This window comes from Devosia epidermidihirudinis (assembly GCF_000971295.1).
GTDB classification, from domain to species: domain Bacteria; phylum Pseudomonadota; class Alphaproteobacteria; order Rhizobiales; family Devosiaceae; genus Devosia; species Devosia epidermidihirudinis.
In genome coordinates, this window is record NZ_LANJ01000045.1 from 179,799 (window position 1) to 192,143 (window position 12,345).

The window sequence follows — 12,345 nt, forward strand, 5'->3', positions numbered from 1 at the left end:
TCGTTCGCCGGGGTCAGGAGTGTTCGAACCGCAAGCGGATCTTGTCGACAATACCCGCCAGCCCAACGCCGTTGGACCCTTTGACCATAACTGCATCGCCATAAGCAAGATCGTTCAGCACGATGTCTGCCATGTCCGCAGCGGTCAGTGTATGGGCTGCCACACGGCTATCCCCGAGCGCTGATGCCAGCGCTGCCATGGACTTGCCCACGAGGTAAACCCGCTCAGCCCCAGAGGCGAGCACGGCTGGCTTGAGCGCAGCGTGTAGCTGGTCGCTGGTGGGACCAAGCTCGAGCATATCGCCCAGAATAGCGATCTTGCGCCCGCCCGGCGCATCCTGTCCGCCGAACACTTCGAGCGCGGCGGTCATCGAGGCGCTGTTGGCATTGTAGCTTTCATCGGTCAGCACCAGCGGCTTGGTCTTGGGACCAAGCACCAGCTTTTGCCCCCTGCCCGGCTGCGCGCCGAACCCCGCCAGTGCGCGCAGCACGACGGATGGCTCGATCCCCGCGAGGTGGGCAACGGCCATGGCAGCGACCGCATTGGCGACCATGTGGCGACCGGGCACATTCAGCACCAGTGCATGGCGTTCGCCATCATGCTCGATGGTGGCAAAACTCTTGTCGGCTGCAAGCTGCAAATCAAGGATCTGCCAATCGGCACCGCGCGCCTCGCCATAGGTGACGATGCGGCTGACACCAGCGGCGGCAGCGGCTTCGAGCAGCACATTGAGCTGGGCGTGATCGGCATTGAGCACCACGGTGCCGCCGGGCTCCAGCCCTTCAAAAATCTCGGCCTTAGCGCGGGCAATGCCTTCGAGCGAGCCGAAGGCCTCGAAATGCGCCGGAGCGATGGTGGTGATGACAGCAACATGCGGGCGCACCAACTGGGCCAACGGGCGGATTTCGTCGGGCGCGCTCATGCCCATCTCGAACACGCCGAACTGCGCGTCTTCAGGGAAGCGGGCGAGCATCAGTGGCACACCCCAGTGATTGTTGAAGCTCTTGATCGAAGCGTGGGTCTTGCCAGCGGCCTCGAACACCGTGCGAATGGCTTCCTTGGTCGTCGTCTTGCCGACGCTGCCGGTGACACCAACGATGAATGCGCGACTGCGCGTGCGAGCAGCTTTGGCAATATCGCGGAGACCATCGAGCGCGTCCGCCACCACGATGCGACTGGGCCCCTCGCCTCGACTAACGAGAGCGGCAGCAGCCCCATTAGCGAGCGCCGTATCGACAAAATCATGCCCGTCGAACCGATCACCCTTGATGGCGACGAACAGCGCATCGGTCCCGATCTCACGGGAGTCGATGGAGATGGAATTGATTTCCCTGGCGGTCACGCCCTCGGCCCGGCCACGTGTGGCGGCCAGAACTGCGTCGAGGGTATAAAGTGCCGGCATCAGAGTCCCTTGATTGCCTCCGCCACCACTTCGTGGTCGGAGAAATGAGTCTTGGTGGTTCCCACGATCTGGTAGTTCTCGTGGCCCTTACCCGCAACCAACAAAACATCGCCGGGTTGCAGGGCTTTTACGGCCTCTGTGATGGCGGTTTTGCGGTCGGCGATTTCCGTGGCGCCCTTGGCGGCAGCCAGGATTTCGGAGCGGATGGCCTGAGCGTTCTCGGTGCGGGGATTGTCGTCTGTGATGATGATGGTGTCGGCAAGCTCGCTTGCGATTGCGCCCATTTGGGGGCGCTTGCCCTTGTCGCGATCACCGCCGCAGCCAAAAACCACGCTGAGTTTATTGGTGGCGTAGGGACGCAGCGAGTTCAGCGCAGTCTTGAGCGCGTCGGGCGTATGCGAGTAGTCGACAAAGATCGCCGCGCCATTGTGCTCGGCCACCAGTTCCAGCCGACCCTTGGCACCGACGAGTGCGGACAGCGCTGGAAAAGCGACGGATTTATCAACGCCAGTCGACATGGCCAGAGCCGCCGCGATCAGCGCGTTGGACACCTGAAATTCGCCGGTCAGCGGCAGATGAAAGCTGAGCTTTTCGCCGACGTGACGTACTTCGACACGCTGGCCATAACCCTCGGTCTGGATCGACAGGATTTCGATATAGGCGCCCTCGCGGCCCACGGTCAGCAGCGTCGAGCCATTGCCCAGCGCGGCAAACATGAAGGGCTCATGCTCGGGATCATCGACATTGACCACGGCGGGGCCGCCATCGACCAGCAGGTCGGTGAACAGGCGCAGCTTGGCGTCGCGATAGGCTGCCATATCGGCGTGGTAATCGAGGTGATCGCGCGTAAGATTGGTGAAGGCAACGGCCTCGAAATGCATGCCGTCAAGGCGGCGCTGATCGAGACCATGGCTGGAGGCTTCCAGCGCCACATGGTTGATGCCCTGCGCCTTGAGCGCCCGCATGTTCTGATGCAGCGCCCGGGAGTCAGGGGTGGTGAGGCTGCCATCGAGATGGCGGGTGGCGGTATCGACGCCGAGGGTACCAATGGATGCGGCGGGGATGCCGGCAAAGGTCCAGATCTGGCGCACGAACGAGGCGACCGAGGTCTTGCCATTGGTGCCCGTCACCGCGACGGTGATCTCCGGCTGCGGCTCATAAATGCGCGAGGCGGCGCGGGCATAGGCGGCACGCACATCGCTGACGATGATGACGGGAATGCCCGGATCACCCACCGGCGCCTTGTCACTGACAATAGCCAGAGCACCACGCGCGACAGCGTCGGGCACGAAATCATTGCCATGCACGTTGGCGCCCGGCAGCGCGAAGAAAATGTCTCCCGGCTCAATTCGGCGACTGTCGGAATTGAGACCAAAGACGGCACCAAGCCCCTTTTTGGGACGGGCGCCGGAGCCTTCGAGCAACTGGGTTACGCTGAGTGACACGGCCGATAATCCTTCTGGATCAATCTATCTAAGAGCAGGCGGCGTGAGTTGGGTATCAAGCACTTCGGAGAAGTCTGGCGCAATGCCGAGCATTGGCGCAACCCGCTGTACGATACGACCCGTGACCGTGCCGGCGTTCCAGCCGGCAGTCGTGCCCGATTGCGGATTTTCCGCCTTGGGCTCGTCGACCATGATGATCATTGCATAACGCGGATTGTCCAGCGGGAAGGCTGAACCAAAGAAGTTGGTGACCTTGCTCGACGAATAGCGGCCATCGACCACCTTTTCGGCGGTGCCGGTCTTGCCGCCAACGCGATAGCCCAGCGCCAGACGGTTCATCTGCGAGCCCGAACCGCCGGTGCCAATAGCATTGAGGCGCATCAGGTAGCGAATTTCAGCGCTGGTCTGCGGCTTGATCACGCGGGTATAGAGCGCCTCGGCGTCGGCCAGGTCGCGCTTGTAGAGCGTGGGCGGCACATAATTGCCGCCGTTCACAAAGGCAGCATAGGCCATAACCATGTGCAGCGGCGATACCGACAGGCCGTGGCCAAACGAGGCCGTGGCCGCGCCGACTTCCGAGAAGTCCTTGGGCACGGTCGGCAGGCGCATTTCGGGCAGCTCGAATTGTACCCGCTTGTCAAAACCCATCGTGCTGAGGAAGGCACGGAAATTGTCCTTGCCCATGGCCTGCATGACGCGGATCGTGCCGATATTGGACGAGAACTTGTAGACTTCCGGCAGGCTCAGAATGCGGTTTTTGCCGTGGAAGTCGGTAATGGTGAACCGGCCAAAGCGCACACCGAAGCGCGCATCGAACGAGTCCGTGACACGCACGGCGCCGCTATCGAGCGCACCAGCCAGCGTCACGGTCTTAAAGATCGAGCCGGGCTCGAAAATGCCGGCGGTGATGCGGTTGAACGTGTCCTTGACCAGCGCGGTCTTGGGATCGTTCGGGTTGAAATCGGGAACCGAGGCCAGCGCGATGACTTCGCCGGTATGGACATCGACCATAACGCCTGCCGCCGCAATCGCCTGATAGCGCTTCATGGCGTCGAGCAGCTGTTCGTGCATGACGTGCTGAACGCGCATATCCACCGACAGCTCAACCGGCGTCAGCGCATTGCCGCGCGCCAAACCGAGTTCCTGCAGCAGGGCAAGGTCTTCAACGTCCATGTGACGTTCGATGCCGGCAATGCCCTGATTGTCGATATTGGTCGAGCCAAGGATGTGCGACGCCTCTGTCATGCCGGGATAAAAGCGCTTGGACTCGGTGATGAAGTCGATGCCCGGAATACCCAGGCGCATGATGCGCTCCTGGATCGATGGCGACAGTTCGCGCTGCACCCAGACGAAGCCCTTGTCCCCGGTCAGACGATCACGCAGCCACTTTTCATTCAGATCAGGCAGCACAGTGCGGATTTTGCGCACGGCTTCTTCAACGTCGATAATGCGGCGCGGCTCGGCATAGAGCGAGGGCACGCGAATATCGACGGCCATTTCGAGGCCATTGCGATCAAGGATCGGCGGACGCGAGGCCTGAATGGCGTCGCGGGCCTGCCCTTCGATGGTGGAATCCGTTTCCACCATGCCCAACTGCACCAACCGCGCGCCGACCAGCCCAAACCCCAGCACCATAGCCAGCACCATCCAGCGGATGCGGGCCTGAGTGAGGTTGCCGCGCACCTTGCGGGCGCCGTCGAGCGAAATGGTTGGTCCGACGTCTTCGGAGGTGATGGCCATTATTCAATTCCCTCGAGTTCGAGGATCGCATCAATGGGGTCGATACCGGCTTCGAGGGACTCAAACAGGGAATCCATGGCCGAACTGTTTGGCTTGGCGGGCCGCATGGGCAGGTTGGCGAAAGCCCCAAACTGCTCCTGCTTGACCGGCGCGATGGCCAGCGCGATCTGATGGCGCTGCACGATGGGGTCGATATGGCCGGGCTGGTTCAGCACCGCCCAGTCTGCCTTGAGCAGCGACAGGTCGCCCTCCTGGCTGTTGATCAGCACCGCCAGAGCCGTGCGCTCGCTGGCGGTATGTTCAATGGAGAACTTGAGGGCATAGACGCCCGACAGCATCAGAATGCTGGTGAAGATCAGGATGATATTGAGATTGCGGATCATTCGGCACCGCGCACAACAGGAACACTGAGCCCGTCAAACTTGACCGGGCGAGCCACTTCCGCCGAGCGGGTGGCGGCGCGCAGGATGGCCGAACGCGAGCGCGGATTGCGCGACAGCTCGGCTTCGCCCGCCTTGGCGGCCTTGGCAACATGGACCCAACGCCGCGCTTCGGTCTGCACCTGTGGCAGATGGCGCGACTGGGCAGGACCGCCCTTATCCGGATCAAAAAAGCGTTTGACGATACGATCTTCCAGCGAGTGGAAGGTGACCACGGCCAGCCGTCCGCCTTCGCTCAGCAGACGCTCGGCGGCAAACAGCGCCTCGCCCAGCTGCTCGAACTCGGCGTTCACCGCAATGCGCAGCGCCTGAAAAGTGCGGGTGGCCGGATGAGCATCGCCGGGCTTGCGGCCAATGGCCTTTTCCACGATGCGGGCCAGCTCCAGCGTCGTCTGGATCGGCGCGGTTTCGCGCGCGGCCACGATGAACTGCGCGATGCGGCGCGACTTGCGCTCTTCGCCAAAGGCATAGAGCAGATTGGCCAGCGGCCCTGCATCGAGCGTATTGACCAGATCGGCGGCGCTTTCGCCCTGCCCGCTCATGCGCATGTCCAGCGGACCCTCGCGCATGAAGGAAAAGCCGCGCTCAGCCTGGTCGAGCTGCATTGAGGACACGCCGATATCGAGCACGACGCCATCGATGGGGCCATGCTCGGCGGCGAGGGTATCGAGCTCGGAGAACGTGCCCGGCACAAAGACAAAGCGGCCTTCAAATTCGGCCAGCAACGCATCGGCAAAAGGCTGCACACTGGGATCGCGATCAATCGCGATCACAATCGCGCCAGCCTCCAGCAAAGCACGGGAATATCCCCCTGCTCCAAAGGTGCCGTCGACGATACGCTTGCCGTCCAGTGGGGAAAGGGCCGCGATAACCTCATCCAACAGGACGGGGACATGGGGGCCAGCATTTTCACTGGTTTCGGGCATGGAACGCTTGCCCATATAGGCCACTACTCCGCTCCCGGCCGGGGCCGGTCTGGTAAACATTGGGCCACATTGCGCAAACACGCTTAAGATTCTGTTTCCTATGCGGGTCTCGTGATGCATTTTGCACTGACACAATATAATTGACTATTTAAGTCATAATATCTTACAGCGCTGTGCAATCGTTCTTCCGGAGCATTCGATGAGCACCCGCGTCACCCGTCGTCAATTCGCACTGGGCGCGACCGCCCTTGCAGCAGCATCCACCCTCCCAGGCCTCGCTTTTGCAGCTGAGACCAAGACTGTCACCACGCTGTTAGGCACCGCCGAAGTGCCGCTCAATCCGCAGCGGGTGGTGACCATTGATCACCGCACCGATCTCGAGCCCGCCTTGGTGCTGGGCCTCGATGTAATCGCCTCGGGCTATTGGGCAAACCGACCGTGGGTGCCGGTGCCCGAGGGCATGGCAGACCTCGACATGCCGACCACTGCCGAACACGTGTTGAACCTGGCCCCAGACTTGATCATCTGTTCGGGCGATGAGCCGGACGACGAATGGTGGCCCACCAAGCGCCTGACCGCGATTGCCCCGGTTCTGACCACCAGCTTCAAGACCAATTGGCGTAACAACCTGCTCGCCCTCGGCGAGGCTTTGGACCGGCAGGAACCCGCCGCAGCGGCCATCGCCGAATACGACGCTCTCATCACCGATATCAAAACCCGCCACGCCGCGACGCTGGCTGGCAAAACGCTCGCCTCGGTGCAGTACTTCCCCGACGACAAATCCTTCCGCGTCCACCTGCCCGATCAGGGCGACTACAACAATCCCAAGGGCGAAGTGATGACCGAACTGGCAGTGCGCACGATCGATCCGGCGCTGCTGGGTGAATATGGGCTCGTGTCCTACGAGAACATGGGCGCAGCACTGGAAAAGGCGGACGGAATTCTCTTCGCCAACAGCAGCAATGGCGATCTCGCGCTTTTGGCCGACGACCCCTTGTGGCTGCGCCTGCCCGCCGTGGCCAATGGCAAGGTGCGTGAAATGACCGGTAACACAAACTTTGGCTCGTTCTACACTTCGCGCCACGTCGCGCAGGCGTTTGATGGACTGCTGGGGTTATTTGCTTAGAGGGGCACGAGGCTGGGGGGAATGGAAGCACCATCCCTCACCCGATCGTCACCACCCGGCTTGTCCGGGTGGTCCATGGGGCGCACCGCAAGGTGGATTGCCCGGACGAGCCGGGCAATGACGGGGGTGGGGGCGGTGCGTCCCCAAGAAATCTGTCGGGGAGTGCCGCAGATGTGCACCCTCACAACAGCCACCGGCGCTGTCCCCGGACATGATCCCGGGGAAGCGATTGTGGGTATGAGAGCGGAGTGGTCAGAATCCCCTTCGCCTCCCCAATCGTCACCACCCGGCTTGTCCGGGTGGTCCATTGGCACCCACCGCAAGGTGGATTGCCCGGACGAGCCGGGCAATGACGGGGGTGGGGGCGGTGCGTCCCCAAGAAATCTGTTGGGCAGAGCCGCAGATGTGCACCCTCACAACGGACACAGGCGCTGTCCCCGGACATGATCCCGGGGAAGCGATTGTGGGTGTGAGAGCGGGAGTGGTCAGAATCCCCTTCGTCTCCCCAATCGTCACCACCCGGCTTGTCCGGGTGGTCCCTGGGACGCGCCGCAAAGTGGATTGCCCGGACGAGCCGGGCAATGACGGTGGTGCGGGCAGTGCGTGTGCGATGCGCCCAGATGCATCCGCATCGCTGAAAAGGTAAACGCCAGTTGACCTATAAGCCGGGTTCTGTAGGGCCGCGTTGCCGCGACGTGGTGACCATTCATCTATGGCGCCTGTTACCAGGACGCTCGTGCAACCAACCCGGATGATCTGGCCTCAAAACTGGCTGGGACCGAAGTCCCGCGTCATCCCTATTTGGTCTTGCTCCCGGTGGGGTTTACCGTGCGGCTTCCATTGCTGGTCGCCCGGTGCGCTCTTACCGCACCCTTTCACCCTTACCTGCCCGAAGGCCGGCGGTTTGCTTTCTGTGGCACTTTCCCTAGGGTCGCCCCCGCCGGGCGTTACCCGGCACCGTGTTTCGAAGGAGCCCGGACTTTCCTCCCGCGGACAGTTACCCATCCGCCAGCGGTCACCCGGTCAACTGGCAGGCGTGCTTGTGAGCGAGCCGCGCTTCGCCGTCAAGTGAGCAGCGCAGGCCGGCGGGGCTTGGTAATGGCCTGATAGGCAAGATTGATCGACGCCATGCGCGCCGTCGCCACATCGATGAGTGCCTCGGGCACGCCGCGCGCAATCAGGCGATCCGGGTGATGCTCGGCCACCAGCAGACGATAGACCCGGCGGACTTCCTCGGGCGAAGCATTGTGCGCGAGGCCAAGCACCACATAGGGGTCAACGCTGGAATCCAGCACGACGTGCTGGCTGGCCATCTGCTCGAAGCGCGCATCGTCAAAGCCGAAAATGTCACTGATGGTCTTGAGATAGTCGAGCTCAGCCTCATGCACCATGCCATCGGCAGTGGCGATGAAGAACAAGCTGTCGAGCACATGCTCCAGCGTATCCGGGCTATCCGCAAAAAAGCGGCGGATCTTGCGGGCATAGCTTTCAAAGCCCGCCACATCCTGCTTGGCCAGATTGAACAGGCGTTCGACCTGGGACTCCTGTCCCTCGGCGATTTCGACCGTCGCGTGGAAAGCACGCACTTCGGACGCCGTCACCGCGCCATCGGCCACTGCCATCTTGGCGGCAAGCGCAATCAGCGCCAGGGTGAAGGCAGCATCGCGCCCACCCGGCAGCCAGGTATCTGGGTCAAGCATGTTGGCCAAGGAACCGACCACTCCCGTGCGCTCGCTGAACGAGCCGAGGAAGGTCGACATTTTGTGCCAGATATCTTTGTTTTCTTCGGCTTTGCGCACGCAGCAGAGCATAGGCTTGCCTTTCGTCGGCAGAGCGCGGGAGGCGATCACGCGTGATTTGCGCAATCTATCGGGTGAACAGCGCCTGGTCCACCTTCACCGCTGCATAGCGGCACTACATCATTGTGTGAACGGTGAGTAGAAACCATCAGTCACGGGGCCGATATAAGTGCCTTGGGGCTGAACATCATTGGGAATTTGGTCGAGGAAAAAGCCATTCGAGCCATTGTTTGGCGCGGCGGGCTGACGCTGCCCCTGCTGCTGGCGCTCACGCTGGGCGAGAAACTCCGACAGCGGCCCGGTTTCCCAGTCATCGAGATCGCGCGCGGTGACGGTCACCGGCGGCTGCACCACGACGGGGGCCTGCGGCTGCACGATCAGCGGTTGATTGGGCTGGACTATAAGAGGTTGCTGGCTGGGCTGGACCACGGCAACGGGGGTCTTAGGGCGCATAGAGAGCGGACGCGGCACCGGCGCCACCTTGGCAGGCGGCACAGCGGCGACATCAACAGGTGTCGTCACAGGCTGCGTGACGGGAGCGGTTGGCTGGGTCACGGCAGGCGCATTGGCAACAGCTGGCGGGGTGACGGCCGGACGGGTTGGCGTCGCTGCGGGCGCAGGCATTGCGGCCTGCGGGGTGTCATCGCCACCAGTGATATAACTGGGCAGCTTGCGGCCAGACTGAACAAAGCTATCGAGCGCGTCAGTGGCCGCAGGCTTGGCGGCGGCAGCAGTTTCCGGGCTCGCTGCGGCAGGCGCAGGAGCGGAGGGTTCGATCACGGCAATTTGTGGTGCGGCGCCAGAATTGTCGCCTGCGAAATGGCCGGCGATCCAGTCGGCGGTTGGCACACCGATGACGACGGCAACACCTGCCCAAGCAAGGCCATTGGTAATGCGGCGGTCAAGCTTCATGGTCATACGTCCCGATTTGGTCCGCCCTCTCTGGGTCGGAAGGAGCCGGATGTTAGTGGCCATTTTATGAAACGGCCCGAACCGCCTCAGTGCGGCCTGCCAGCTGAACGGGACCTGAATGACGCCTTTCGGTCCCCTAAGGCTTAGGCGATGTGCACATGCCACCAGATCATGGTGAACGCAAGGTTAATCGGCCGAGGCCCCATCGAGCAGGCGTACCCTGGCTGCGGCCAGAACCTGGGGCTCCAGCATGCGCGCATTGACGCCCATGCGATCGCGTTTTGGGTCTACCGAGGACCAGTGGGTCATGCAGCCACAGGTCTTGCAGCGATGAAACAGGATGCCGCGACGGCCCCAGCCATAAGTGTCGGTCTCAGGTGGCGCGGGATCAAAATGCACCTGGGTGGGCGAGTAGTAGGCCCAGAGCACGCCATAGCGGCGACAGATCGAGCAATTGCAATCTGTCACCACCTCGGGCGCGGCATCGAGCGTGAAGCGGACCGCGCCGCAATGGCAGGATGCCTCGACATGCGGTCCACTCATAGTCAGGACTCCTGCGTTGGGCGGCGGCCCAGAATACGGGCCAGCGCCAGCGCCAACGGCGAGCGATTGTGCGTATAGATGTGGAACTCGGTCACGCCCTCATCAAGCAGCTCGGTAACCTGCTCGGCCGCAACGGCGGACGCAACCAATGCGTGAGTTTCCGGCTCATCGTCGAGCCCATCAAAGCGCTCGGCCAACCAGCTCGGGATCGAGGCGCCGGTGCGTCCGGCAAAGCCCGAAATCTGCTTGAAATTATGGATCGGCTGAATGCCCGGCACGATGGGCGCCGTGATGCCAGCGGCGCGGGCGCGCTCGACGTAACGCAGGTAATCACTGTTGGAGAAGAACATCTGCGTGATAGCACGGGTCGCGCCTGCATCGAGCTTGCGCTTGAGATTGTCGATCTCGAAGGCCCAATCAGGGCTCTGCGGATGCTTTTCCGGATAGGCCGCGACGGAAATATCGAAATCGCCGATGCGGCGAATGCCTGCCACCAGATCGGCGGCGTTCTGATAACCCTCGGGATGCGGTGTGAACGGCTGACCAACGCCCTCTGGCGGATCACCGCGCAGCGCCACGATGCGGTTGATACCCGCATCCTGATAGCCACGCACCACGGCGTCGACCTCATCGCGGGTCGCGCCAACGCAGGTCAGATGCGCTGCCGCATCGACCCCGGTATCCTTCTTGATACGGCTGACCATGCGCAGCGTGCGCTCGCGCGTCGAGCCGCCCGCACCATAGGTCACCGACACAAAGCGAGGCTTGAGCGGCGCCAGCTTGTGCACGCTATCCCAGAATTTTTCCTCCATAACGTCTGTCTTGGGCGGGAAGAATTCGAAGGAAATCTGCAGGTCTGGGCGCTTGTCGGCCGTCTGTCGGCTGGCGCGGAGATTGTCATCAAGCATGGTCTTGTCCGTTCAGTTCTTGTCGCTGAGGCGCCACAGGCAGACCGTCAAGCCACGTTTGCTGGTATCGCCGGGAAACTCGCGCACGGTCTCCATCTGGAGTCCGGCGGCAGCGGCCCAGCCGCTCATTTGGGTATGCGATAGGCCAAGCCGCCGATGGGCATGTTCTGTGCGCAGGAATTCGAGGTCGTGCGGGGCAAAGTCGACAATCAACATTTCCCCACCCGGTTTGAGCAGGCGGCGAGCCTGCGCCAGCATGCGGCCGGGGTCGTCGAAATAGTGCAGCACCTGATGGATCACGATCACATCGGCCTGTCCGATGGCGATATCGGGCTCACCAATATCGCCGAGCCGCACTTGGGCATGCCCAATCGCCGCTGCGGCAAGGCGCGAACGGGCGACGGCCAGCATTTCCCGGCTCGCATCAACGCCAATGCCGCGTTTGTAATGGTCGGCCAGCAATTCGAGCATCCGCCCGGTGCCGGTGCCAAGATCGATAAGCAGGTCCACGACCCGATCGCCCAGCGCCGCAACCACAGCGGCTTCAACAGCTTCCTCGGGCACATGCAATGTCTTCTGCAAGTCCCAGCTGCCGGCGACCTTGGCGAAATATTCGGCAGCGAGCGCCTGCTGGCTGGCCCGGACCGCCTGCTGCCGCTCAATATCGCGGCGGCGATCGGCATCACAATCTTCCAGACGCCCGACGACCCATTCGGCCAGCGCGGCGCCATCGCCGCCTTGCCGCAGGCCATAATAGGCCCAGGCGCCCTCGGCCTTGCGCTCGATCAGTCCCGCATCCGCCAAAAGCTTGAGGTGGCGCGACACACGGGGCTGGCTTTGCTTGAGGATTTCAGTGAGATCCTTGACGGAATGGTCGCCATCGGCGAGCAAGGCAAGCAGACGCAGCCGGGTATCCTCCCCCGCTGCCTTCAGCACCCCCACCAATGTCTCCAAATCCGCCAATGCACACCCTCACGAGATATAAAGATATCTTTATATTCGATTTGAGGTGGAGGTCTAGGGGGAATTTGGAATGTGGGCCGGATTGCATCAAGTAGCGCCAGATACCGCGCTGTCCTCGGACGTGAGCGCCCCCCGGATCAA

At 62.3% G+C, this 12,345-nt stretch carries 11 protein-coding genes and 1 other RNA gene; 1 reads left to right on the top strand and 11 read right to left on the bottom strand.

Annotated features, from left to right (window positions below; genetic code table 11):
- Nucleotides 1-13: 13 nt before the first annotated feature.
- From WH87_RS16320 to rsmH, 5 genes are read right to left on the bottom strand one after another with little or no spacing between them, the layout of a single operon-like run.
- On the bottom strand, nt 14-1,402 hold the full coding sequence (locus WH87_RS16320; RefSeq protein WP_046140496.1) for a UDP-N-acetylmuramoyl-tripeptide--D-alanyl-D-alanine ligase: 1,389 nt from the start codon (nt 1,400-1,402) through the stop codon (nt 14-16).
- Nucleotides 1,402-2,847, bottom strand: coding sequence for a UDP-N-acetylmuramoyl-L-alanyl-D-glutamate--2,6-diaminopimelate ligase (locus WH87_RS16325; protein ID WP_046140495.1), 1,446 nt, complete (start codon nt 2,845-2,847; stop codon nt 1,402-1,404). The genes WH87_RS16320 and WH87_RS16325 overlap by 1 nt, the downstream gene beginning before the upstream one ends.
- Nucleotides 2,848-2,871: 24 nt before the next feature.
- Nucleotides 2,872-4,587 (bottom strand): peptidoglycan D,D-transpeptidase FtsI family protein, encoded by a 1,716-nt coding sequence (locus WH87_RS16330; protein WP_046140494.1) that lies wholly within the window; start codon nt 4,585-4,587, stop codon nt 2,872-2,874.
- Nucleotides 4,587-4,970 carry a cell division protein FtsL gene (gene ftsL, locus WH87_RS16335; RefSeq protein WP_046140493.1) on the bottom strand — a complete coding sequence of 128 codons (384 nt, stop codon included), beginning with the start codon at nt 4,968-4,970 and terminating at the stop codon, nt 4,587-4,589. Before ftsL ends, WH87_RS16330 begins: the two co-directional genes overlap by 1 nt.
- Nucleotides 4,967-5,968, bottom strand: a complete 1,002-nt coding sequence (gene rsmH / locus WH87_RS16340) for a 16S rRNA (cytosine(1402)-N(4))-methyltransferase RsmH (RefSeq protein WP_245622453.1) — start codon at nt 5,966-5,968, stop codon at nt 4,967-4,969. Before rsmH ends, ftsL begins: the two co-directional genes overlap by 4 nt.
- Before the next feature lie 184 nt (nt 5,969-6,152).
- Here rsmH and WH87_RS16345 point away from each other — a divergent pair, with 184 nt between their 5' ends.
- Nucleotides 6,153-7,079, top strand: coding sequence for an ABC transporter substrate-binding protein (locus WH87_RS16345; RefSeq protein WP_046140492.1), 927 nt, complete (start codon nt 6,153-6,155; stop codon nt 7,077-7,079).
- 645 nt (nt 7,080-7,724) lie between these two features.
- On the opposite strand, the gene rnpB is transcribed toward WH87_RS16345, so the two are convergent.
- The 6 genes from rnpB to WH87_RS16370 form a co-directional block, all read right to left on the bottom strand.
- Nucleotides 7,725-8,110: RNase P RNA component class A (gene rnpB / locus WH87_RS19160), an RNA gene on the bottom strand.
- A 33-nt stretch (nt 8,111-8,143) separates the two neighbouring features.
- The gene (locus WH87_RS16350) at nt 8,144-8,839 is read right to left on the bottom strand and encodes a J domain-containing protein (RefSeq protein ID WP_245622455.1); all 696 of its coding nucleotides are present in this window, start codon (nt 8,837-8,839) and stop codon (nt 8,144-8,146) included.
- A 159-nt stretch (nt 8,840-8,998) separates the two neighbouring features.
- Nucleotides 8,999-9,790, bottom strand: coding sequence for a hypothetical protein (locus WH87_RS16355; protein ID WP_156458264.1), 792 nt, complete (start codon nt 9,788-9,790; stop codon nt 8,999-9,001).
- A gap of 186 nt (nt 9,791-9,976) precedes the next feature.
- On the bottom strand, nt 9,977-10,333 hold the full coding sequence (locus WH87_RS16360; protein WP_046140490.1) for a GFA family protein: 357 nt from the start codon (nt 10,331-10,333) through the stop codon (nt 9,977-9,979).
- Between the two features lie 2 nt (nt 10,334-10,335).
- The gene (metF, locus tag WH87_RS16365) at nt 10,336-11,241 is read right to left on the bottom strand and encodes a methylenetetrahydrofolate reductase [NAD(P)H] (protein WP_046140489.1); all 906 of its coding nucleotides are present in this window, start codon (nt 11,239-11,241) and stop codon (nt 10,336-10,338) included.
- A gap of 12 nt (nt 11,242-11,253) precedes the next feature.
- Entirely contained in the window at nt 11,254-12,183 is a 930-nt protein-coding gene (locus WH87_RS16370) for an ArsR/SmtB family transcription factor (RefSeq protein WP_046140641.1), read from the bottom strand.
- Between the last annotated feature and the right edge of the window lie 162 nt (nt 12,184-12,345).

Excerpts from the sequence above, each read along its gene's own strand:
- rsmH (WP_245622453.1), bottom strand. The coding sequence starts at position 5,968 with ATGGGCAAGCGTTCCATGCCCGAAACCAGTGAAAATGCTGGCCCCCAT.
- ftsL (WP_046140493.1), bottom strand. The coding sequence starts at position 4,970 with ATGATCCGCAATCTCAATATCATCCTGATCTTCACCAGCATTCTGATG.
- WH87_RS16345 (WP_046140492.1), top strand. The coding sequence starts at position 6,153 with ATGAGCACCCGCGTCACCCGTCGTCAATTCGCACTGGGCGCGACCGCC.
- WH87_RS16330 (WP_046140494.1), bottom strand. The coding sequence starts at position 4,587 with ATGGCCATCACCTCCGAAGACGTCGGACCAACCATTTCGCTCGACGGC.
- WH87_RS16355 (WP_156458264.1), bottom strand. The coding sequence starts at position 9,790 with ATGAAGCTTGACCGCCGCATTACCAATGGCCTTGCTTGGGCAGGTGTT.
- WH87_RS16360 (WP_046140490.1), bottom strand. The coding sequence starts at position 10,333 with ATGAGTGGACCGCATGTCGAGGCATCCTGCCATTGCGGCGCGGTCCGC.
- WH87_RS16350 (WP_245622455.1), bottom strand. The coding sequence starts at position 8,839 with ATGTCGACCTTCCTCGGCTCGTTCAGCGAGCGCACGGGAGTGGTCGGT.
- WH87_RS16320 (WP_046140496.1), bottom strand. The coding sequence starts at position 1,402 with ATGCCGGCACTTTATACCCTCGACGCAGTTCTGGCCGCCACACGTGGC.
- metF (WP_046140489.1), bottom strand. The coding sequence starts at position 11,241 with ATGCTTGATGACAATCTCCGCGCCAGCCGACAGACGGCCGACAAGCGC.